Origin of the sequence: Pontibacter arcticus (genome assembly GCF_003284895.1) — a bacterium.
Classification (GTDB): domain Bacteria; phylum Bacteroidota; class Bacteroidia; order Cytophagales; family Hymenobacteraceae; genus Pontibacter; species Pontibacter arcticus.
This window is the reverse complement of record NZ_QMDV01000003.1, coordinates 252,913-275,340: the sequence shown is the minus strand read 5'-3', so window position 1 is coordinate 275,340 and position 22,428 is coordinate 252,913. Positions and strand designations below refer to the sequence as shown.

Annotated in this window: 24 protein-coding genes; 7 read left to right on the top strand and 17 right to left on the bottom strand. The window is 46.0% G+C overall.

Annotated elements, in window-relative coordinates:
- Positions 1 to 42: 42 nt before the first annotated feature.
- Positions 43 to 1,761 carry a gamma-glutamyltransferase gene (gene ggt, locus DP923_RS10735; RefSeq protein WP_207801968.1) on the top strand — a complete coding sequence of 573 codons (1,719 nt, stop codon included), beginning with the start codon at positions 43 to 45 and terminating at the stop codon, positions 1,759 to 1,761.
- A 12-nt stretch (positions 1,762 to 1,773) separates the two neighbouring features.
- Here ggt and DP923_RS10730 read toward each other — a convergent pair whose 3' ends face one another.
- Entirely contained in the window at positions 1,774 to 2,934 is a 1,161-nt protein-coding gene (locus DP923_RS10730; RefSeq protein ID WP_112305854.1) for a trans-sulfuration enzyme family protein, read from the bottom strand.
- A gap of 251 nt (positions 2,935 to 3,185) precedes the next feature.
- Between DP923_RS10730 and DP923_RS10725 the strand changes: the two genes are divergently transcribed.
- Positions 3,186 to 4,214 carry a hypothetical protein gene (locus DP923_RS10725; protein WP_165838179.1) on the top strand — a complete coding sequence of 343 codons (1,029 nt, stop codon included), beginning with the start codon at positions 3,186 to 3,188 and terminating at the stop codon, positions 4,212 to 4,214.
- Positions 4,215 to 4,557: 343 nt separating this feature from the next.
- Positions 4,558 to 6,084: a lysine--tRNA ligase gene (gene lysS, locus DP923_RS10720; RefSeq protein ID WP_112305852.1), complete on the top strand. Its 1,527-nt coding sequence runs from the start codon at positions 4,558 to 4,560 to the stop codon at positions 6,082 to 6,084.
- Between the two features lie 215 nt (positions 6,085 to 6,299).
- On the opposite strand, the gene DP923_RS10715 is transcribed toward lysS, so the two are convergent.
- The 3 genes from DP923_RS10715 to DP923_RS16925 form a co-directional block, all read right to left on the bottom strand.
- Entirely contained in the window at positions 6,300 to 6,548 is a 249-nt protein-coding gene (locus DP923_RS10715; RefSeq protein ID WP_112305851.1) for a hypothetical protein, read from the bottom strand.
- Positions 6,549 to 6,764: 216 nt separating this feature from the next.
- Positions 6,765 to 7,115, bottom strand: coding sequence for a YtxH domain-containing protein (locus DP923_RS10710; RefSeq protein WP_112305850.1), 351 nt, complete (start codon positions 7,113 to 7,115; stop codon positions 6,765 to 6,767).
- Between the two features lie 168 nt (positions 7,116 to 7,283).
- Positions 7,284 to 7,673 (bottom strand): CsbD family protein, encoded by a 390-nt coding sequence (locus tag DP923_RS16925; RefSeq protein ID WP_112305849.1) that lies wholly within the window; start codon positions 7,671 to 7,673, stop codon positions 7,284 to 7,286.
- A gap of 215 nt (positions 7,674 to 7,888) precedes the next feature.
- On the opposite strand from DP923_RS16925, the gene DP923_RS10700 reads away from it, so the two are divergent.
- Together DP923_RS10700 and DP923_RS10695 are read left to right on the top strand one after the other, a co-directional pair.
- Entirely contained in the window at positions 7,889 to 8,128 is a 240-nt protein-coding gene (locus DP923_RS10700; RefSeq protein ID WP_112305848.1) for a Kazal-type serine protease inhibitor family protein, read from the top strand.
- A 21-nt stretch (positions 8,129 to 8,149) separates the two neighbouring features.
- The gene (locus tag DP923_RS10695) at positions 8,150 to 8,521 is read left to right on the top strand and encodes a cupin domain-containing protein (protein ID WP_112305847.1); all 372 of its coding nucleotides are present in this window, start codon (positions 8,150 to 8,152) and stop codon (positions 8,519 to 8,521) included.
- Positions 8,522 to 8,617: 96 nt separating this feature from the next.
- Here the strand turns inward: DP923_RS10695 and DP923_RS10690 are convergent, their stop codons facing one another.
- The 10 genes from DP923_RS10690 to DP923_RS10645 all read right to left on the bottom strand — a co-directional run bounded on the left by DP923_RS10690 (position 8,618) and on the right by DP923_RS10645 (position 17,298).
- Positions 8,618 to 9,433, bottom strand: a complete 816-nt coding sequence (locus DP923_RS10690) for an enoyl-ACP reductase FabI (RefSeq protein ID WP_112305846.1) — start codon at positions 9,431 to 9,433, stop codon at positions 8,618 to 8,620.
- 222 nt (positions 9,434 to 9,655) lie between these two features.
- Positions 9,656 to 11,335, bottom strand: a complete 1,680-nt coding sequence (gene recN, locus DP923_RS10685) for a DNA repair protein RecN (RefSeq protein WP_112305845.1) — start codon at positions 11,333 to 11,335, stop codon at positions 9,656 to 9,658.
- Positions 11,336 to 11,467: 132 nt separating this feature from the next.
- Positions 11,468 to 11,800 (bottom strand): hypothetical protein, encoded by a 333-nt coding sequence (locus DP923_RS10680; protein ID WP_112305844.1) that lies wholly within the window; start codon positions 11,798 to 11,800, stop codon positions 11,468 to 11,470.
- Between the two features lie 90 nt (positions 11,801 to 11,890).
- On the bottom strand, positions 11,891 to 12,121 hold the full coding sequence (locus tag DP923_RS10675) for a hypothetical protein (protein ID WP_112305843.1): 231 nt from the start codon (positions 12,119 to 12,121) through the stop codon (positions 11,891 to 11,893).
- Between the two features lie 66 nt (positions 12,122 to 12,187).
- The gene (gene porD, locus DP923_RS10670; RefSeq protein WP_112305842.1) at positions 12,188 to 13,093 is read right to left on the bottom strand and encodes a type IX secretion system protein PorD; all 906 of its coding nucleotides are present in this window, start codon (positions 13,091 to 13,093) and stop codon (positions 12,188 to 12,190) included.
- On the bottom strand, positions 13,086 to 13,736 hold the full coding sequence (coaBC, locus tag DP923_RS16910; protein ID WP_112305841.1) for a bifunctional phosphopantothenoylcysteine decarboxylase/phosphopantothenate--cysteine ligase CoaBC: 651 nt from the start codon (positions 13,734 to 13,736) through the stop codon (positions 13,086 to 13,088). Before coaBC ends, porD begins: the two co-directional genes overlap by 8 nt.
- The gene (locus tag DP923_RS16905) at positions 13,729 to 14,292 is read right to left on the bottom strand and encodes a flavoprotein (protein ID WP_112305840.1); all 564 of its coding nucleotides are present in this window, start codon (positions 14,290 to 14,292) and stop codon (positions 13,729 to 13,731) included. Before DP923_RS16905 ends, coaBC begins: the two co-directional genes overlap by 8 nt.
- A gap of 9 nt (positions 14,293 to 14,301) precedes the next feature.
- Positions 14,302 to 14,628, bottom strand: coding sequence for a DNA-directed RNA polymerase subunit omega (locus DP923_RS10655; RefSeq protein WP_112305839.1), 327 nt, complete (start codon positions 14,626 to 14,628; stop codon positions 14,302 to 14,304).
- 11 nt (positions 14,629 to 14,639) lie between these two features.
- Positions 14,640 to 15,464 carry an outer membrane protein assembly factor BamD gene (locus tag DP923_RS10650; RefSeq protein WP_112305838.1) on the bottom strand — a complete coding sequence of 275 codons (825 nt, stop codon included), beginning with the start codon at positions 15,462 to 15,464 and terminating at the stop codon, positions 14,640 to 14,642.
- Between the two features lie 100 nt (positions 15,465 to 15,564).
- Complete coding sequence (locus tag DP923_RS10645; protein ID WP_112305837.1) at positions 15,565 to 17,298, bottom strand: OstA-like protein; 1,734 nt, start codon at positions 17,296 to 17,298, stop codon at positions 15,565 to 15,567.
- A gap of 122 nt (positions 17,299 to 17,420) precedes the next feature.
- Between DP923_RS10645 and tilS the strand changes: the two genes are divergently transcribed.
- Entirely contained in the window at positions 17,421 to 18,749 is a 1,329-nt protein-coding gene (gene tilS, locus DP923_RS10640) for a tRNA lysidine(34) synthetase TilS (protein ID WP_112305836.1), read from the top strand.
- A 160-nt stretch (positions 18,750 to 18,909) separates the two neighbouring features.
- Positions 18,910 to 19,854, top strand: a complete 945-nt coding sequence (mdh, locus tag DP923_RS10635) for a malate dehydrogenase (protein ID WP_112305835.1) — start codon at positions 18,910 to 18,912, stop codon at positions 19,852 to 19,854.
- Between the two features lie 86 nt (positions 19,855 to 19,940).
- On the opposite strand, the gene DP923_RS10630 is transcribed toward mdh, so the two are convergent.
- The 3 genes from DP923_RS10630 to DP923_RS10620 form a co-directional block, all read right to left on the bottom strand.
- Complete coding sequence (locus tag DP923_RS10630) at positions 19,941 to 20,309, bottom strand: hypothetical protein (RefSeq protein ID WP_112305834.1); 369 nt, start codon at positions 20,307 to 20,309, stop codon at positions 19,941 to 19,943.
- 47 nt (positions 20,310 to 20,356) lie between these two features.
- Positions 20,357 to 21,268, bottom strand: coding sequence for a rhomboid family protein (locus tag DP923_RS10625; RefSeq protein WP_112305833.1), 912 nt, complete (start codon positions 21,266 to 21,268; stop codon positions 20,357 to 20,359).
- Positions 21,269 to 21,442: 174 nt separating this feature from the next.
- Entirely contained in the window at positions 21,443 to 22,219 is a 777-nt protein-coding gene (locus tag DP923_RS10620; RefSeq protein ID WP_112305832.1) for a rhomboid family intramembrane serine protease, read from the bottom strand.
- Positions 22,220 to 22,428 lie beyond the last annotated feature (209 nt).

Sequence of the window (22,428 nt, the reverse complement as noted above, 5' to 3'; positions counted from 1 at the left end):
TTCTTATCTTTCGTTACCGCGTTTATACATTATTGCTCTGCTATGAAGAAGAATTTACAGCTATACTTCAGATTACCGCTTTTTGCCATACTGGTGCTTTTCAGCCAATGCAAACCTTCCAACATTGATCAGGAAAAAGCACTTGGTGCAGGACAGATAACCGCGAAAGCAATGGTGGTGTCGGCTCACCCGGCTGCATCTGAAATTGGAAAAGCTGTTTTGCAGAAAGGTGGAAATGCGTATGATGCTGCCATTGCCACTCAATTTGCGCTGGCAGTTTGCTACCCGGCAGCTGGCAATATTGGCGGCGGCGGTTTCCTGGTTTACCGCGACCATACAGGCAAAACCGGCTCGCTGGATTACCGCGAAACTGCCCCGGCCAAAGCTACCGAAACCATGTACCAGGATAGCGCAGGCAATCTTATTCCGAATCTCAGTTTGTTAGGCCATTTGGCGGCAGGCGTTCCCGGCACAGTAGATGGCATGGTACAACTGCATCAGAAACTCGGCTCGTTACCATGGGCAGATCTTGTGCAACCTTCTATTGACCTGGCCCGGCGCGGCGTTATACTTACTCTGCGAGAAGCTGAAGGCCTGAACATGAACAGAGAAAAATTCACGAAGTATAACCAGCACAAAACTCATTTCACAACCAAACAAAACTGGCAGGCAGGCGATACGCTATACTACCTCGATCTGGCTAAAACACTGGAGCGCATCCGCGACAAAGGGCGCGCTGGCTTTTATGCAGGCGAAACAGCCGACCTGATTGTGAAAGAAACCAAGCGCGGGAACGGCATCATCACGCACCAGGATCTGGCAAATTATACTTCTGTCTGGCGCGAAACGGTGCAGGGAAAGTATAAAAAGTATACTGTTATATCGATGGCGCCACCATCCAGCGGCGGTATTGCGTTGCTGCAGTTACTAAAAATGGTAGAGCCTTATGACCTAAACAAGTATGGCTGGCAAAGTACGGAAGCGGTGCAGTTGCTAACAGAAGCAGAACGCCGCGTGTATGCCGACCGCGCCACTTACCTCGGCGACCCGGCTTTCGTAAAAGTACCGGTGCAGGAATTACTAAATCAGGCTTATCTTAAAAACCGGATGGCCGATTTCGATATGGCACAGGCTACATCCTCAGCAAGTATAAAAGCAGGCGAATTAACGAATTACGAATCAGAAGAAACAACACATTACAGCATCGTAGACCAGCAAGGCAATTCCGTATCGGTAACGACTACATTAAACGGCAGTTACGGTTCGATGGTGGTGGTGGAAGGAGCCGGCTTTTTACTGAACAACGAGATGGACGATTTCAGTACGAAGCCCGGCACTCCGAATATGTACGGGTTGGTGGGCGGAAAAGCAAATGCTATCGCACCCGGCAAACGCATGCTCAGCTCCATGACACCCGCTATACTTGAAAAAGACAACAAGCTGTTTATGGTTGTCGGGACGCCCGGCGGTTCCACAATAATCACGTCGGTTTTCCAGGCAATCCTGAATGTATTGGAGCATAACATGACCATGCAACAAGCCGTAGCCGCACCCCGCATCCACCACCAATGGCTCCCCGATGAGATTCAGCACGAACCCGATGCGCTTTCCGCGGAAGTGAAATCCATACTTCAAAAGAAAAACTATAAACTAAAAGAGCGCGCCAAGTATGGCCAGGTGAACGCTATACTTATTTTACCAAACGGCAAACTCGAAGCCGGTGCAGACCCGCGCGGCGACAATACAGCAGCTGGTTTTTAACTGATTTTATACTTAGGGTAATTTACTGAATGCCTGTTCCAGGTCTTTGATCAGATATTCCGGATCTTCGAGACCAATGTAGAAACGCACCAGATTAAAGGGCAAATCCGAAGTATGATCTGGCGTAGCATACGTAGCAGCTATCGGGTAAATCAGCGATTCATGCCCACCCCATGAAGCAGCCATTAAGAAGTGGTTTAAACTGTCGCAGAAAAGATCAACCTCATCAATATTCTCAGTTTTGAGTATGATCGAGAATTGGCCGGAGTTATTTGACATTTGATTTTGCGCCAATTCATACTGCGGATTATCCTTCAGAAAAGGGAAAAGCACTTTCTCTACTTTTGGATGCTGCACCAGGTAATCCACCACCTGCCGCGTTGATGCTGCCACGCGCTCCATACGTACCGGCAGCGTGCGCAAACCTCTCAGCAATAGCCAGGCATCGTGCGGCGAAAGTATGGCTCCCAGCGTCATGTACTCGCGTTTAAATATCTGGTTGATAACCTCGCGCTTCCCGCAAATAACACCGCCCATGGCATCCGAGTGGCCACCAATATACTTGGTACACGAATGCACAACCAGATCAAGGCCCATTTTAAGCGGATTCTGGTGAAGCGGGCTGGCAAAACTGTTGTCGATGATGGTGCTGCAGCCGTGCTCTTTGGCAATAGCAGTTACAGCTTCAATATCCTGCAGATCAAACGTAAAAGAGGTCGGACTTTCGAGGTAAATAAGCGTGGTATTGGGCTTGATGGCTTTCCTGAAATTTTCCGGATCGGTTCCATCCACTAATGTTACTTCTACGCCAAAACGTGGTAGGAACCTCCGCATCAACGTTCTGGTCCAGCTATAAACATACTTCGTGCATACCACATGGTCGCCTGCCTTCACCTGCGAAAGTACGGCTGCAGAAACGGCCGCAATCCCACTCCCGAACGCAATGGCATGTTCTGCTCCTTCCAGCGCCGCCAGCTTTTTTTCCAGCATGGTTACGGTTGGGTTATTACCGCGCGTGTACATGTATTCTTCTGCTTCGTTTTGCAGCATCCGGCGCATATCAGCTACCGTGTTGCTGGCAAAATTACTCGACTGCAGAATAGGCGGTGCCACGGCGTTAAAGTATAACGCACGGTCTTCGCCAAGTTCATTGATGATATAAGACAGGTCCATATGCTCGATTTTATAGGTTGTTTACTTCTTCTGTCACGCAATGGTTATATGCTACTTTTAGCCTCAGAGTACGCGTCTTTATACTTGGTTTTCAGTGGTTATACGAGCTGATTTTAAGGACTTTCCGGAGCTAAGAATTATTTTTTTAATTAATTTTTAAAGCTCTAATAATCAAATATTTACAAGTAAAATAACTATGTAATTAAAGTCACTTTTTGCAACTGATGGGAGCCCAGTTTTGTTTATTAAACATGAAAGAGAAAGAAGAAGAAAACGTACTTTCGATGTACCCGGACGAGCAGAAACAGACTGATCAGGAGTGGCAGAAATCTATTCCGGGGCAGGTGTTTCTGAACTACTTTTTTGCGATAAGTTATCACATCCAGCATTTCAAAGGGGATGGTTTAGAGAAGCTGCCTTTTTTCAGGGAAGTAAAACCCGAACTGAATCAGCAAGACACCGAAGCAGTAAAACGATTGCTTTTAAATAGCTGGAGCACTGAATATGCGCTCCGCTCTACTGCGGAATTTGGCGACGAAGCCTATATGCGCAATGCCCTGCACTGGACGTTTCCGCAGGCTTATTATGCCGTATTTGCAGGCTTGCAAGCATTCTTACATACCAGAGGTGTTAAAACGAATAACGAAGCCTGGGTGCTTCGCGAAGCAGGTCGTTTGGTTGTAAAAAATGCGTATCCGCAGCCAATGGCATTTTATGCTTCCGGCCATTACGATGATTTTAACATGAACCGATTGCCGTTGGCACACTATAAGCCGGGCCTCCAAATTGCAGGCAAGGAACTGGAAGCGCAGGCGCAGATCGGACAGTTTTTACGCACTACGCGCCGCCAGAAAGCCAAAATTGTAAGGCAGCAGGTACAGGCCAATACGGCCACTGCTATCCGAAGCACGCGCACCGGCGAAGTGTTGCAGAAATTTGGCCCGCAGCACTGGCAGCAACTTACATGGCGCATGGGCTATACTACATTATTTGATCTGATGGCGAGGCTGCGTATTTCGTCTTCGCACCGTGAGATCGATCGTTTTGTGCAGGCCGATATCGACTTTAAGCTTTTCCATGAATCGCTGATGCAGATTGTAGGCTACCTGAATGGCGTACACGAATGTTACATAGCGCAGGCCATGGGCTTGCAGCAGTACGAAGCTTTTGTACAGGAACTACCGGCGCACCTGCAAAATTCGTTTGTAACCACAAGGCTGCAAGAGCAGGTAAAGCCGTTACTGCAGGATGGCGAATTCAGAATGGGTGCAGCTGCTTAATTTATACTTATACTTTTTTGCAGCTCCTGTAAGGTTATACTTGCAGGAGCTTTTTTGTGTAGCAGAGTTTTGAAGGGACAGGTCGCGACCTGTCTGAATCGTGCATGGGCAATTCATTTTATACTTCTGAAAGCAAAGCAAGGTACAACTCCCAGTTTCATTGAAAGGCCTGTCGCGCGGACAGTTCGCGACCTGTCCCTACAAATCTTAACTTTTGGCTTTTCTTTCTCTTGCAGCAATTTAACTTACAGCCATCCAACAATTAAACAATTAACCTTTTCAAACCTGCCGATTATTTAGCAAATTTACGGTTTATATAGACCATCACTATTTTACGGAACGAATGCAACTGAGCGAACAGGAACTACGCAGACGCCACGAGCGCGAAGAGTTGGAGAAAATGGGCATCAACCCCTATCCTTCTGAAACATTTGAAGTTACTGCTACTGCCAAAGAAATAAAGGAAAATTTCGATAAGGACAAGAATAACTACCAGGAAGTAAGCCTGGCAGGCCGCTTAATGAGCCGTCGTATTATGGGCAAAGCCTCTTTTGCCGAATTAATGGACAGCAGCGGTCGCATTCAGATCTATGTTTCCAGAGACGATATCGCACCCAGCGAAAACAAGGACATGTACAATACCGTGTTCAAGAAAATGCTGGACATCGGCGACTTTATCGGTATAAAAGGCTATGCTTTCGTAACGCAGGTAGGCGAGATCTCGGTGCACGTAACCGAACTGAAGCTGCTTACCAAATCCCTGAAGCCACTGCCAATTGTAAAGCGCGAAGTAGATGAGAACGGCGTGGAGCACGTGTACGATGCCTTCACTGATCCTGAACTGCGTTACCGCCAGCGCTATGTGGACCTGGTTGTGAATCCGCACATCCGCGATACGTTTAAGAAGCGTACACAACTGGTAAACACCATGCGTAATTTCCTGAACGCGAAAGATTACCTGGAAGTAGAAACCCCGATTTTACAGCCGCTTTATGGTGGCGCTGCTGCCCGCCCTTTCAAAACGCACCACAATACACTCGATATGACGCTGTACCTGCGCATAGCCAACGAGTTATACTTAAAGCGTTTGATAGTAGGTGGTTTTGATGGCGTATACGAGTTCTCTAAAGATTTCCGGAACGAAGGCATGAGCCGTTTCCATAACCCGGAATTTACGCAGATAGAGCTTTACGTAGCCTACAAAGATTATAACTGGATGATGGACCTGGTAGAAGAAATGGTGGAGAAAGTTGCCATGGACCTGCACGGAACAACCAAAGTACAGGTAGGCGAAAACATCATCGATTTCCAGCGGCCTTGGAAGCGCTTTACCATGTTCGAAGCCATCGAGCATTTCACGAAGATTGATATTTCGGAGATGGATGAGCCGGAACTGCGCAAAACTGCTGAGAGCTTAGGCTTTAAAGTGGATCCGAAACTGGGCAAAGGGAAAATTATTGATGAGATCTTTGGCGAAACCTGCGAGCCATACCTGATACAGCCGACCTTCATTACAGATTACCCTGTGGAGATGAGCCCGCTGGCCAAAAAGCACCGCAGCAAGCCTGGCCTGGTAGAGCGTTTCGAAGCGATCTGCAACGGCAAGGAAATCTGTAACGCTTTCTCCGAGCTGAACGACCCGGTTGACCAGCGTGCCCGCTTTGAGGAGCAACTGGAACTAGGCAAGCGCGGCGACACCGAAGCTATGGTACTGGACGAAGACTTCCTGCGTGCCCTGGAGTATGGTATGCCACCAACCGCTGGTTTGGGCATCGGCATCGATCGTTTAAGTATGATTATGACCAACTCGCATTCTATCCAGGATGTGTTGTTCTTCCCGCAAATGAAGCCGGAAAAGCAAGCCGAATAAGTATAAATCTATACCCTGCATAAACAGAAAGCGCCTGCTATACTTAGCAGGCGCTTTCTGTTTATAAAGTACTACGTATACTTTAGCCTCTCATTTTAGCTTCTTCTGCTTGTATTGCTTTACTGGCTGCAGCGGATGTTCTGGTCCAGTCACCGGCTTTCACTCTGGTAGTGTTAAAGCCTTTGCTAACCTGGTTCCCGAATCTGCTGGCTGTATCAGCTAATTTCCGGCGTGTCCATGCCTTTTTGGGGTGCTAATAACAAACCTGCCAATAACCCTACACCAGCGCTGGCCACCAATCCTAATGTTAGTTTGGTTGTATCGCTCATGCCTTCGCAGGTTTCGCAGTTTTCTGATTGGTAGTGCTGTTGTATACTTTCCAGGTTTCTTATATGCCCGATAGAAGAGTTTGTGAAGTTAGCTTTCCCCTCTCCCAGCGATGTATATTCTGTTCGCGTTCTCATAGTTGGTCATTAATTAGCGTATGATATTCTGTCTTATCTGTTTTTTAACGAACGTAAAACCTCTAGGTTAATTTATTTGTGCTATAAAAAAGGAGCGCCTGCCCAGCAAGTGGACAGGCGCTCCGGCATAAGCTATCATTATACTCCTCAGCGGGTAAACCTTATGGGTAGCCCAAGTATAAATACAGCCTTAGCGTATGTTTAAAGCGTTTCTGCTTAAGCGTTGCCGCCTGATGTAAATGTGCTGCCACCAGCGTTTCCGCCACCTGTAGTACCACCAGACTGGTTTTTGTTTGCAGCCGAATCAGTAGCAGTTGTGTTGCCACCTTCAGTGCCGGCACCTGCAGCGTTCGCTACTTTGCTGTAAGCATCTGTGCTCATTTTTTTGATATCTTCTAAGCTTGTCTGAAGATTTTTCTCAAGATCTTTGCTCAGTTTCCCAGCCCATTTTTTTACGCTTGTTCTGGTTGCTTCTCCGGAGTCCGGAGCCATTAATAAACCTGCGATAACGCCTGCACTTGCACCGGCCAACATAGCTAATAATACTTTTCCGCTATTGTCTTTCATAGTTTCTGAATGTTAAATTATTTTTTTGATTTGATCATTCGTGATTTAATAACGTCATCCTTAGCATTAAGTTATATCTATACTAAAGAATTCGATTATTTAACCACACAAAGTATAATACAGCGATCCTGAACGGTAAATTACAGGGTTATACTTTACTTACAGCCCCTAGAAGCTGGAGATCAGGCGAACGATTTCGTCTTTTGTTTTGCCTAATTTTTGCTGGATACGGCCCAGAAGTTCGTCTTCTTTACCTTCTACATAAGTAAGGTCATCGTCAGTCAGGTCGGCGTAATTTTGCTTTAACTGGCCTTTCACATCGTCCCAGGAGCCACGCATAGTTAAGCTGCTGCCGGCACCGGTTACATCTTTGTTTTCCAGTTTATCGAACCAGGTTTTTATCGTTTTTTCCAGGTCTTCGCCCGTCTTGGTCAGGGTGCGTTTTACGCTGTCGCGGGTAGCGCGGCCATTATCCGGTGCCAGTAACATACCCGCCAGTACACCTGCTCCTATACCGCCTAAAGTAGCCAGTAAGATTTTGCTTTTGTCGTTATTCATCTCTGTTTAATTAAGTTCATCGTTTTATTTCGGAAGCCAGATCAGGAATTGTACGCGGATCAAAATAAAAAAATTGATGCGATACAATTATCTCTAAATTTGCGCTTCAAGATACATACGGTAATCATTTTGTGAAGTTAAAATTAAGCTCACTTTTGCCTTACCGTCTTTTTATGCGTACGTAATTTCAACTTAACAAATCTTAATACTATCCTATGTTTAAAGGACTTACAGTTGTAGCACTTCTTATACTTGGCAGCGCTATTTCCTGCAAAACACCAACCACGCAAACTGCTTGCATCGACCCTGCCAAAATAGACCCGCAGGCCATGTGTACCATGCAATACGACCCCGTTTGCGGCTGCGATAATAAAACCTACGGCAACAGCTGCGAGGCCGACCGGGCTGGCGTAACCTCTTATACCAAAGGTGCCTGCGCTGAAAAATCGCTTTAATTAAACCTGACTTTATACTTTATGGCTGATAAAAAATATATAAAGCAGACCAAACCGTTCCGGGTACCCACCACAGATGGCAAGCTGATTGAAGAACATTTCGGACATGCCTCTACCCAAACCGGCGGTTTTAGCGTTGCGCATATGGTAGCACCACCGCACTGGAGCGAGCCACACCAAACACCCGAGTTCGATGAGATAACGATTGTAACGCGGGGCAGAAAATTAATTGAGATAGACGGGGAGGAAGTGATCTTAAACGCCGGCGAAACCTTACTTATAAAAGCAGGTGCCCGCATCCGTTATGCCAACCCTTATGATGAAGAAACAGAATACTGGTCGGTTTGCATTCCGGCTTTCGATATAAGCACGGTAAACCGCGAAGAAGAATAATATTGCTGTTATTACAAGTATAAAAAAAGCCTCTGCTATTATAGCAGAGGCTTTTTTTATACTTCAGATGAAGCTAAGACTTTGGATTCGTAATTATTATTTTTTCTCTAATAACTCAACAATTTCTTCAGAAATGCCCATGTGAGAGAAACCACCATCGTGCATCAGGTTCTGCATGGTTACCATTTTGGTCAGGTCAGAGAACATGGTAATGCAATAGTCTGCGCAGGCTTCTGCAGAAGCATTTCCGAGCGGCGACATCTTATCTGCATAATCATAGAACGCATCAAAACCACCCACACCCGTACCGGCTGTAGTTTTGGTTGGCGACTGCGAAATCGTGTTTACGCGTACTTTCTTTAGCTTACCAAAACGGTGGCCATAGTTACGGGCAATCGATTCCAGCACAGCCTTGGCCTGCGACATATCAGTATAATCAGGGAAAACGCGTTGCGCAGCACCATACGAAAGCGCTACAATAGAGCCCCACTCGTTCATAGCATCCTGCTTTTCGGCTACCTGCATAATTTTATGGAAAGATAAAGCTGAAATATCCAGCGTTTTCAGGAACCACTCATAGTTCAGGTCGCCGTATGTTTTGCCTTTACGGATGTTCGGGCTCATACCAATAGAGTGCAGCACGAAGTCGATTTTACTGCCCAGTATTTCCTGTGCCTTTGTAAACAGGTTTTCGATATCTTCTACTGACGTTGCATCTGCCGGAATAATTTCTGCGTTGCAGTGCTCAGCCAGTTTTTTTATTTCACCCATGCGCATAGCAAGTGGGGCGTTCGTTAATACGAACTCAGCACCTTCTTCTTTGGCACGCAATGCTACTTTCCAGGCAATCGATTTTTCGTCAAGTGCCCCGAAGATGATTCCTTTTTTTCCTTTCAGCAGATTATAGGACATGTCTTTTATTATGATTTGTTAGAAACACGTTTTAAGTCGGCAATATAAGCATAAGTAGTTAGAGCATATTTAAATTTTGTTTTTGAAAGCGAAAAGGAATGAATTTTGGTTCTGCTGAGACTCATTTTGAGAAGCATAGCCAAAGCTATGTGCCGAAAAATAGACGAAAGCAGGTTCAGAAAGCATTCCTTTGCAGCCAAAGGGCAAAGTTTAATTATGTTCTTATAGCGAAAGCAACTCTTTTGCACTTTGATATGCATTGGCGCTTGGGTTGGCGCCTGCAATCATGTGAGCAATTTCGTTGATGCGTTCCTGCTCAGTTAGTTGTTTCACGCGGCTGATGGTGCGGTCTTCCCTATCTTCTTTATACACAAAATAATGTGCATCGCCCTGTGCGGCAATCTGTGGCAAATGCGAAATAGAAATGATCTGGTGCTTCTGCGCCATCTGCTTCATCATTTTGCCAACCTTCACAGCCACTTCCCCGGAAATACCGGTATCAATCTCATCAAAAACGATGGTAGGCAACGCAGTTTTATCGGCCAGCATATATTTTATACTTAGCATTAACCTTGAGAATTCACCACCCGAAGCAGCTTTGATAAGCGACTGCGGTTGTGCTCCTTTGTTGGCGCTAAAAAGTATACTGATCTCGTCGGTGCCGGTGGTGGTTGGCGGCGTAGCGTTGTGCTGAATAACGATGCGGGCATTCGGCATACCCAATTCGGCCAGTAAAGTATAAAGTTCTTTTTCAAACGTACCGAACGAGGCTTTGCGCCTTTCAGAAAGTTTGGCTGCATTCTTCAGCACATCTTTTTCGGCGGCTTCCAGTTTTTTCTGGGTGCTGGCAATGGCGGCATCCAGGTTAAGTACGCTGCCTACTTTTTTCTCAAGGTCGCGTTGTATTTCCAGGATGCCCGCAATATCAGGTACCTGGTGCTTGCGCTGCAAAGTATAAATTAAATTCAGACGCTCCTGTACCTCTTCGGTTCTGGCCGGGTCAGCTTCGGTTTTGCGCTCGGCATCTTCCAGCTCGCCGGCAATATCCTGCAGCTCTATCATGCAGCTTTCAGTGCGCGTGCGCAGTTCCTCATACTTTGGCGAGAACGACGAAAGCTGCGAAATAAGTTGGGCCGTGTCTTTTAAAGCAGATGTAATATTAAACTCAGACTCCGTTAAGTACTGAACGGCCTGCGTCAGCTTCATTTTAATGTCTTCCGCGTTTTCGAGTTGCTTCAGGTCGGCTTCCAGTTCTTCCTGCTCGTGTTCTTTCAGGTTGGCTTCGTCCAGTTCATTCAGCAGAAAAGTATGATAATCGAGTTCTTTCTGCGCCTGCGCCAGTTGGTCGGTCAGCTTTTTATAATCGCTTTCCAGCTTTTTATAAGCGCGATAAGATTCGTGGTAATTTTTGAGGTAAGATAAGTTTCCGGCATAAATATCCAGCGACGTATTACCGGCATACACATCCAGGATATTCAGTTGATAACTCGTATCGCCTAATTGCAAAGTATCATGCTGCGAATGAATATCCATCAGGTTATCGCCAATCTTGCGCAGCACATCCAGCGTTACGGGTGTATCGTTTACAAAAGCACGCGATTTACCGCTCGGGCTGATTTCGCGGCGAAGTATACATTGGTTATCGAAATCCAGGTCTTCGGAAGAGAAAAACTCCTGCAGGTTGTATAACGAAATATCGAATACGCCTTCTATCACGCACTTTTCTTCCTGGCGGAACAGCAATTTGGAATCTGCCCGGTTACCCATCAGCAGCCCGATCGCTCCTAACATAATAGATTTACCTGCACCCGTTTCCCCGGTAATGATATTCAGTACCGGCGATGGTTGCATCTCCAGTTTCTCGATCAGGGCGTAATTCTTAATTTTTAATTCTATCAGCATTTTTTCAGACGCAAGACTATAGACGTAAGATAGAGAATCAGCGCCTATATTAAAATTTACTTTTGTTTTTGATTAAGCTATACTTTGGAAGTATAAATGGGGTTTGTTTACAGATAATGGCACTATCAAATTCTATTTAATTACCCAATCGCTTATTACCTCTAGTTTTGGTTTCAATCCTTTTTGACACCACCTCTTTTTATCAAACTTGAAGTGCTTTTCTTTATAAGTCAAGATTGCTGAAAATGCTATAAACCCAAAAATCAAACTTAGTAATAAGGGATAAATCAACTTATCTTCTATCAACATTTCTATTAAAGGATTTATACTTAGTAATTCACTTGTAACAGCTATACTTTCATTAAAAAGTTTTACAGCAATAAACAATGAAAATAAAGTCGTAAATACACTACTCCAAATTGCTACTCTAACCCTAAAGTATTTGGAACTTGACCTGAAATTCATTGATATAGATTTTAAGATTGCGACAACTAGAAGTATAAATGGGGTTGATAATAAGTGTTAAACAAGTACACTTTGCCAAGAAGTTTATACTTACCAGGCGGCTTCGCGGTCGTAAATAATTTCTTCGATGTGCTGCAGCGGGAAAACGTGTTTGCCGTTGTTGTTATCCGACAGCTCTACGCCACTTTCCGAAACAGACAGCAGTTTACCGATCAGTACCACGCGGTTGCGTTGCACCAATTGTACAGTTTCCTGCGCTACTAATTTCATTGCTTGTGCTACAATGTCATTTCTATAAATGCGGATCTGGCGCTTGCCCATAGGTTATACTTGCAAAGGCGGATTTGCCTCCGTGAAGATAAGTGCTTTCTGTGAAAACTAAAAATATTAGCGTTTTAGCAAAAATTCGTATTTGCTGTTATTAGTCGGATCAGCCTGAGTAAGAAGCGTATAGGCTTGTTGCTTATCGGCGGGAGCAGCCGATTTAAAAATATTTACTAACTCATCTGCCTTCGCATCAAAAAAAGAACGAAGTATGGCTGTGCCGGGTTTTTGCTGCTGCAACCGTTGGATGGTCTGCAACGCAGTTAATACGGCTTTTCGAGCTTCTTCCGGTTTTTCGGCCATTATATCTAAGCCCTGTCGGTGCATGGCATATATACTTTCGCGATACGGTTGCAGTTGCGGGTCCTGTAAATTATCCAAGAGCCAGTAACGGTTCCGATTTCCTTCAAACGCTTTCCAGCCCGGATAACCTGCGCCCTGCGATGAAGCCAGGTTCAGAATGCCACGTGCCTTATCAAAAGCCGGCGAGCCGCCAAGTTTCCCGAAGCTATCGTTATCCACCCCGATGATCATGTACGCGTAAAAGCCCAGCATCGAAGCCAAGTTAGACGTATAGGCGTTCTCAGCAAATTCGAGCGGCTGCGCATCGTTAAACTGGAACGTCCAGTCTTTATCAATAAAAGAGAAAAGTATAGATTCGTACCCTGTGCCATAGGCTGGCCTTACAGATACTACCTGCACATTGGCTTTAAACAACCCGATTTCCGGCATTTCAGTCAGGTTGATCAGTAGCCTGCATTTGATGCGCTCTTCCGAACGATATGCCTGGTCGGTCCAGCGGCGGTTGTTCATCAACTCAAAAATGCGGGTCTGCATATCCGCGAAAAGCTGCCGGTCTGTATACTGTACCTGTTCGCTGTTAACCACTACATCGCATTGCAGCTCCTGGGCTTTTGCACCAGTAGCCACGCCTACAAACAGGAACAGGGCAAGTATGAATTTATGCATGGAGTCGCTTCCAGATTAGGTTGACAATATCCTGCGCCACTTCGCTTTTCTGTTTCAGGTCGAAGGCGGTGGTGGCGTTTTCCTCTAAGATCGTTATTTTGTTTGTATCATGCTTAAAACCTGCTCCCGAATCGTTCAGGGAGTTCAGCACGATCATATCAAAGTTTTTCTTGCGCAGTTTGGTTTGAGCGTTTTCGGTTTCGTTATCGGTTTCCAGGGCAAAGCCAACCGAAAACTGGCCGGGCTTCTTCACTTTCCCAAGCTCTGCTGCTATATCAACGTTCTTAACAAGTTCTATTGTCAGCTCGTTTCCTGATTTCTTTATTTTTTTAGCTGAAACTGATTTAAGTTTATAATCGGCGACGGCGGCAGCAAAAACAAGCACATCGGCGGCAGGCGCTAATTGCTTTGCGGCAGCATACATTTCGTCGGCTGACGTAACGGCGGTAACCGTGATGTTTTCGTGTTTGGTTTGCTGATTAGTAGGCCCGGCAATTAACTGTACCTGAGCACCTTGCGATGCAAAACATTCTGCAAGCGCAAAACCCATTTTACCCGTGGAGTGGTTGCCTATGAAACGTACCGGATCGATAGCCTCGTAGGTTGGGCCGGCCGTCAGCAATATCGTTTTACCGCTAAACATGGGTTACTTTTCCTGCAAAATGATTCTGAAGCACTGCTACAATTTCTTCCGGCTCTGCCATTCTACCTTGCCCGGTCAAGCCGCTTGCCAGTTCGCCGTAGCCAGCTTCTATGATGTGGTTGCCATATGCCTGCAGCTTTGCAAAGTTTGTTTTAACTGCCGGATGCTGGTACATATCCAGGTCCATGGCGGGGGCTACAAATACCGGGCAACGCGCCGACAAATAGGTAGCGCTTAACAGGTTATCGCAAAAGCCATTGGCAAACTTAGCTACGGTATTGGCACTGGCAGGCGCTACCACAATAGCATCAGCCCAAAGGCCCAGATCTACGTGGTTGCTCCAGACGCCGCTTTTTTCATCGCGTACAAACTCTGTAAGTACCGGCTTTTTAGAAAGTGTGGCCAGTGTGAGCGGGGTTATAAAAGCAGAAGCAGAAGTTGTCAGGATAACCTGAACTTCTGCTTCTGCTTTTACGAGTTGGCGTACCAGTAAAGCGGCTTTATAAGCTGCTATACTTCCGCAAACGCCAAGTATGATTTTCTTCTGACGGAGCATCCGCCCGGATTAGAAACTTGCTTCCTGCGTTTCGTCGTCAGGCGTACGCAAGTATACTTTACCTTCTAAAAACTCTTCGATTGCCAGGTTAGTTGGCTTCGGTAAACGCTCGTAGTATTTAGAGATCTCGATCTGCTCACGGTTCTCAAATACTTCTTCCAGGTTGTCTACAGTAGTAGCAAACTCGGCCAGTTTAGAGTTCAACTCTTCTTTAAGCTTCACCGAAATCTGGTTGGCTCTCTTAGAAATTGCTGACACAGACATGTATACGTTGCCTGTCTGCTTAGCAAACTCGGCCATGTTGCGGGTTACGATGGATGATGAAACTACTGCCATATATACTTATTTTATGAATTCTGTTGGTTCGCTGCTTTAATTTTGGTTAGCTCGGCCAGGGCCTTTTCGTAGACCTGCTCTGCATTACGCTTAAACTTGCTGTCAGGATACTGGTCTACAAACGCCTGGTAAAAATCTATCACCTGGTCGTAACGCTCCTGTTGTTTACCTGGTACACTTTCCTGTGCAAACATGTATTGGGCATCTACGCGCAGGTAAGCTGCTTCTTCGCTGTAAGGCGAGGCCGGGTTTTCTTTCAGGAAATTCTGGAAAGCCACAACCGCCGAACGGTAATAACGAATATTATAATACAGCTTGGCGTTATCGAAGGCTTTTCTGTCCAGTTTCTTAAACAGGTCTTCTACCAGTTTGTTTGCTTCTTCGGTTCTGGCACTTGTTGGGTAACGTAACAGGTACTCCTGTAATGCCTCTATGGCAGCCAGCGTGGTGGTCTGGTCCTGCTCGTAGCCCGGAGAGCTGTTGTAGTTAGATTTTGCATACAGAAACATGGCTTCTTCAGCAAGCGGGCTGCGTGGGTACGTTTCGTAAAAACTCTTGAAATGAAACGCGCTCAGCAGGTAATCGCCTTGTTTAAAGTATGTATCCGCAAAAATAAACTTGGCTTTCTCTGATTGCTCACTACCTGTTATCAAAGGCAATATCTGCTCCAGTAACTGGTTGGCGCGGTAATAATCCTCTTTTTCGTAATAGGATATAGCTGCTGTATATTTCTCATCAACTTTGTTACTTTTCAGGAGTTTCTGAAAATTGCTACAGCCAGTTGAGAACAGCAACAAACCAATTAAGGCTACGGTATGGAAAAAGCTTATCTTCATGAACGGGCAAAATTATACATTATCTGTGTCTTTTCAAAAGGAATTATTTAACCTGCTGCCGGCTTGCCTTTATACTTTGTAAAGCCCCTTACAGCACCTCTTACTTATGAGAACCTGGTGCTCGCTTAAAGCCGTTTAATCCTCCTCCATTCAGGTTTTTGGGTACGCGTCTGCTTCCAACGGCTGGCTCTTCTGTTTTAGGCTTTGCAGGGGTTGGAGCAACCTGGCCCGGCTTGGGTTTTGCAGGAACAGACGTTCTGTTAACAGGCTCTTTTTTAATTACTTTAGCTTCTTTTACTGTTTTGGTTTCCGGCGTAATTGTACTGGCAACAGGTCTTTTTACGTCAGCTTTTGTAGGCCTCAGTTCGGCCAGCCAGGTAAAGCCTTCCAGCGTTCGGCCATCTTCGGGCAGCTCGTGCGGCGGAATAAAACTGGCATCGGGCTGCACCAGGAACGCAATTTTCTGTAGTTTATTTTCATCAAAGCGTAAAACCATGTTACTACAGATTGCCTTGTTCATGCCGGTGAGCGTGGTGTCGCCTTCCAGCGCAAAGTATAAACTCTCGCCGTTACCATCCACGTTTACGCGCCGTATCTTGCCCTCCTGAAAATAAGCTGTCATGTCGCGGCCCTTTACCTGGTTGTAATTCTGAAGGGAGTCTTCGGAGGCGATAAAGGCATTGCTGTACATGTACATACGCTCGATGGTTTTGTTACGCAGGTGCATGTGCACGGTATCAGCTATCATCTGGCTGCCATCGCTCCAAAGCACCGGTTTCACGTTCATGTGCATCACGGAGTCGGTGCGGTTGAAGCTAAGCGAGTCGCATTTGGCCTGCAGATCAGACTTAAAGATCTTCACGTTTTTCAAAGCGAAAATCATACTTGCCATGGTGCTGTCCCTGGATTCTCTGGAGAGCAACGTATCGGCGGCCATGTATAGCGTATCGTTATCCATTATACTTTCCATTACGGGTTTGCCGGATACTTTCGAGATGCCTTGCTCTCGCCAATACCTTCCCTCCTGGCCCCGAATAGTAATGTTATCTTTTAAAGACCGGAGCGTTACATTTTTGCTGGCGGTGCCGTAGCCGGTGTTCTGGTCGTAGTATAATTCGTCGCCGCCGAGGCGGTATTCTTTTGTAACGATGTAGGCGTTGCGACCGAAACGCGATACTTTCTCGAGTGTATTATAAGTACCTTCTTCGGCATACAGATCGCCTTGCTGGCCTTTGATATTGGTTGGCCCCTGAAAGTATACCACCTTCGACTCGGTGTTATACTTCATTTGCTCGGAGGTGATGTTGTAATCTTTGGTGGTTACTTTTACATTCTGCTGAAACGTGACAAGCTTGGTGTTTGTATCGTAAGTGCCACGGCGGCTTTCGAGTCGGTTTTCAGGGTCTACTAATACGCCGCCTTCGGTATAATTGGCGATACGTGTTTTCAGGTCATAATCCAGGCTGGGTGTGGTAAGCGTCATGCGCGGGTCCCGCATCACTACGTTCCCAATCATTTTGGCTGTTCGGGAGTTGCCGTTATACGTAGCCCGGTTGCTGGTCATGGTAATGGTATCGGCCTGCGTCATGCGCACGTTTCCGAATGCTTCCAGCACTTCGCGCTCGCGGTACTGGTACACCGAGTCGGCGTAAAGTATACCGTCTCTTTGCTTAAAGATCACGTTGCCGATCAGTTTAGTAACTTTTTCGCCGTTGATGGTGACGCCTGCCAGCGAATCTGCGCCCTGCAGCTCTACTTTACCGCTGCCCTGCCCGAAAACAAACAACGGCATCAGCAGAAAGATGAGAGAATACAGTATTTTTGTGAACTTCATGTAGATTTTAGACAATGGATAAAGGACACATAGACAAAGGGTAATTTTCTTTTGTCTTTTATCAATGTGTCTTTCGTCAAGATTATACTTCAAAATTATAAAAAATTACCTCCTGCTACCTTATGCTTCAGAAAGTTTTAACTTATATAAAAACGCACCAGCTTTGCCAGCCCGGCGATAAAATACTGGCAGCCGTTAGCGGCGGCATCGATTCTACTGTTTTATGCGAGTTGCTGCACCAGCTAAAGTATGATTTTGCGCTCTTGCACTGCAATTTCGGGTTGCGTGCCGAAGATGCGGAAGCCGATCAGCTTTTCGTCAAAAAGCTAGCCAAAAAGTATGAGGTGCCGTTCTTTACCGAAAACTTTAATACCCGCGCCTACGCCGAACTGGAAAAAATCTCGATACAGATGGCGGCACGCGCCCTGCGCTACAACTGGTTTGAAGAAGTGCGCCAGCGCGAAGGCTACGATTACATTGCCACCGCCCATCATAGCAACGACATCACCGAAACGATATTGCTGCACCTTACCCGCGGCACCGGCATTGCTGGCCTGCATGGCATTCCGGCTAAGAACGGGAATATTATCCGGCCGATGCTATCGGTTACCAAAGATGAAATTTACGATTTTGTAACGTCTAACAAGCTAATCTGGCGCGAGGATGTCTCGAATGAAACAACCAAGTACCAGCGCAACAAGATCAGACACGAAGTAATTCCGGTTTTAAAGGAGATCAACCCAAGCCTGGAAGAAACCATGCAGCAAACCGCCGAGCGCGTAAGCCACGCCGAAAATATTGTGAACGCTTACATTGAGCAGCTGCGCAACCAAAGTATAAAAGAAACCGAAGAAGCTGTTTACTTATTGCTGGAGCCACTCCGGAACGCTACTGGTTTGCCCGTTGTGCTGCACGAGCTGCTTCGGCCTTTTAATTTCAGTTACAGTGTGGTTTTAGAATTGATAGCTGCTTTGGAGGGGATATCGGGTAAGCAATTTGAGTCACCGACGCATACGCTGGTAAAAGACCGTGAGCAACTTGTAATTACACCGCGCAACCTCAGCAGCTTCGGAAGTATACTTATAAACGAAGGTGAAACAACAGCCCAAGCCGGAAATTTATACTTTACGCTAACCTATACCGATGCCGACAAGTATAAACTGAGCACCAAGCCACATGTTGCCGCGCTGGATGCCGATGAACTTAAATTTCCGTTGAAGTTGCGCAGCTGGCAGGAAGGCGATTGGTTTGTTCCGCTTGGCATGAACGGCAAGAAAAAGATCAGCGATTTTTTAGTGGACCGAAAAGTGCCGGCCAACCTGAAAAACCAGACCTTACTCCTGGTTTCGGAGCAGTCGGTGGTATGGGTTGTAAACCAACGCCTCGATAACCGGTTTAAAGTAACAGACAAAACACAGCGCGTGCTGGAGATAAGTATAGAAAGACGTTAGATACTAGATTTTAGACATTAGATTTTCAAAAATGGATTATGAAATAAACTTTTATGGTCTAACATCTTATATCTAGCATCTAAAATCTGACTATTAACAATAGATTTTCTAATTTTACCGGAGTTAACAGAATCTCAAACCAAAATAAAGCATATCCGAAATGAAAGTAACTGTAGTTGGAGCAGGTAACGTAGGGGCAACATGCGCCGATGTACTGGCTTACCGCGAAATCGCGAACGAAGTAGTTTTAGTGGATATTAAAGAGGGTTTTGCGGAAGGCAAAGCACTTGATATCTGGCAGAAAGCCCCAATCAACCTGTATGATACACGCACAGTAGGTGTAACCAACGATTACAGCAGAACGGCTAACTCTGATGTGGTAGTTATTACATCTGGTTTGCCACGCAAGCCCGGCATGACCCGCGACGACCTGATCTCAACAAACGCAGGCATCGTACAGTCGGTAACAGAAAACGTAATTAAGTATTCGCCGGACGCGATCATTATCGTGGTTTCTAACCCACTTGATGTAATGACGTATGCCGCGCACGTAACTTCTAAACTGCCACGCACCAAAGTAATTGGTATGGCTGGTATCCTGGATACGGCACGTTACAGAGCGTTTTTAGCAGAAGAACTGAACGTATCTCCAAAAGATATTCAGGCGGTATTGATGGGTGGCCACGGCGATACCATGGTTCCGCTTCCAAGATATACTACTGTAGGTGGTATCCCGGTAACTGAACTTATTTCTGAAGAGAAACTGAACGCTATTGTAGAGCGCACTAAAAACGGTGGCGGCGAACTGGTGAAACTGATGGGTACTTCTGCCTGGTATGCACCGGGTTCTGCAGCTGCCCAGATGGTAGAGGCAATCGTGCGTGACCAGCGCCGCGTGTTCCCGGTTTGCATTAAGCTGGAAGGCGAGTATGGCATTGATGGTGTATACTTAGGTGTACCGGTTATACTTGGTAAAAACGGTGTGGAGCGCGTAATTGAGCTGCAACTGAACGACGACGAGAAGCAACTGCTGGAAACGTCGCGTGGCCACGTAAAAGAAGTAATGGATGCGCTGGATAACATCAATGCAGCTGCCAAAGCTTAGTATAAAGTATACTTTTTAGTTACAAAAAAGCCGCTCCTTTGCAGGAACGGCTTTTTTTATAACTTGGAGAACAGCGTTAGCTATACTTATTTCCTGCTTTTCTTCTTTAAATTATGAAGGTATAAAGTAGCGTCTTCCACATCTTCCTTAAAAGTAATCACTATTACGCCGTCTTTTCCTTCAAGGCCAAACTTTTCCATTGCCTCCTCGCCTTTCAGCACATCCATGCTATCAATCCAGTTGGGGTCTATCTCATCCAGCATAACAGATTTATCTAACCTGTAAGCATCCTTTCCATCCTGAATAATGAGCAAGGGGCTTACATGATAAAAGTATGGCTGCATAGAGGAAACACCAGTATCCATGCGTTCCATTATTTTTTGGTCAGGAGATTTTTGGGCAAATACGTTACCGGAGAACAAACCCAGAAACAAAAAAACTAAACTATACTTCATCTTAATAATTGTAAACGGTAAGGAAAACTGAGCAACTACTGAGCCAATTAATCTTTCTGGCTGGCCTGGAACAGCTTCTGCTTTTCTTCTTTGGAAAGACTTTCGTAACCTGAGCTCGAAATCTTATCCAGTATCAGGTCGATCTCATCCTGGCTTGGCTTGCCGCTATAACTACTCGTAAATCCGTTTTTTGTTTTGGTTGATCTGGAAGTTACTGTTTCGCGGTGTGTTACCCGCATCCTTGGCCGGCGGGTAAAAATGTTGCTAAAGAACCCGATAACGGCATGCAAGGGCCTACCCATATCCGATCCGCGCTGCAGCTGCTTGATAAATAACCAACCGATCAGCGCCCCGCCCAGGTGGGCAATATTACCGCCGGCATTATCGCCTACCGCCCCGGAAATAGATAAAATAACCAGAAACAAGGCAATATACTTTATCCTCACCGGCCCGATCAAAAGCAGATTAAACGTATAATTTGGCAGTAACGTAGCCGCGCCCACCACAATAGCCAGCACACTCGCCGATGCCCCGATCATCATAGAAAAAGCGGCCCTGTCAGCAAAATACGGAATCAGGTTATAGCTCAGCATATACAGCGCACCACCTGCAATACCACCCAATATGTATAAACTCAGTAGTTTTTTATCGCCTAAATACTCGCGTATCAGTTGCCCGAACCAGTACAGGTTCAGCATGTTAAAAATAACGTGCAGAAAGCCTTCGTGCGTGAAGAAATAAGTAATAATGGTCCAGGGGCGGGTAATAAAGGTCAGTGGCTCCGAGTTAAGCGACAGGTAGCGCATCAACATGCCGTACACATCCGAGCTGCCGGTTAAAAGTAGTATGGTCCGCAGCACGATCAGCACCACAAACACAATCACATTGATCAGGATGAGTTGCTTAAGGGTGTTGTTGGGCTGCCGGAAAGTGTCTTTTATATCTTCAATAATGCTCATAAGTCTTTATACAATAGGCAGTAAACAGGTAAGATAACAGCATTAAAACAAAGTATACCAGCCTTGCCCCACAGGCTTATACCTGCTGCAGTTCAGATGGTTGTGCAAATGGCCGATTCGAAAAATATTTTGCCTGGAGCCAAGCATAGCAGAGCCGAAAACGGATTCCTGCCGCTAATATTCCCGGTAATCGTTGCGCTGCCACATCCTGATGAGTATATACGCAAACAGCATCCCGCCGAGGTGTGCAAAGTGGGCCACATTATCGCCGGCCACGCGGTTAAAGCCGGTATACAACTCGTAGGCGCCATAGAGCATCACAAAATATTTTGCTTTGATCGGAACGGGCAAAAACAACAGCATCAGCTCCAGGTTAGGGAACAGCATACCAAAGGCCATCAGCAAAGCAAACACAGCTCCGGAAGCACCCAGCATCGGGGTGTTAAATATACCGTTGTATACTTTCTGTACTACTTCCACACTCGCCTGCTCATACTCTTTCAGGTCGGGGTTGCGCAGGTAGGCTATGGCTAGTTCTCGCCCTTGCCCCCGGCCTACATGGTCGTCCATAAAGTTATTAAAACCAACCGGACTCGGGTTTTCCATGTAAATTGAGGTTTCTTCTCTGAGCTCGTGCAGTTCGTAAGCGCGCACCCCAGAGTATAAAAGACTGGCCCCTAAACCGCAGATCAGGTAGAAAGCAAGCAGTTTTTCGCTTCCCCAGTAACGCTCCAGCATCGGCCCGAAAATGAACAAGCTGAACATATTACTGAACAAATGCCCCCAGCCACCATGTAGAAACATGTGCGTTACCAGCTGGTATGGCCTGAAATACTCGGAGCCAAAATGGTACAATGCAAACTGAGCAGAGCTGAACAGCTTGTCCTGTAATACAAAAACTAAGATATTAATGATCAGGAGATTCCTGACCATGGGTGTTATATTAAACATGTGCCATCCTTTTTAAACACAGCCCGGGGCTCGTGTTGTGTGTATCGTTTTTCGTGTTTTGAGAAGTTTCCTAACATCTACCGCGAGTTTTCAACTTGTGGTTTGATATGACAGCAAGCTTTCAGCTTGCGTGTGCCACTAGGAAACTCAATTTATACTTATTTATACTTTCGCAAGCTGAAAGCTTGCCTCATGAACAGCCACAAGCT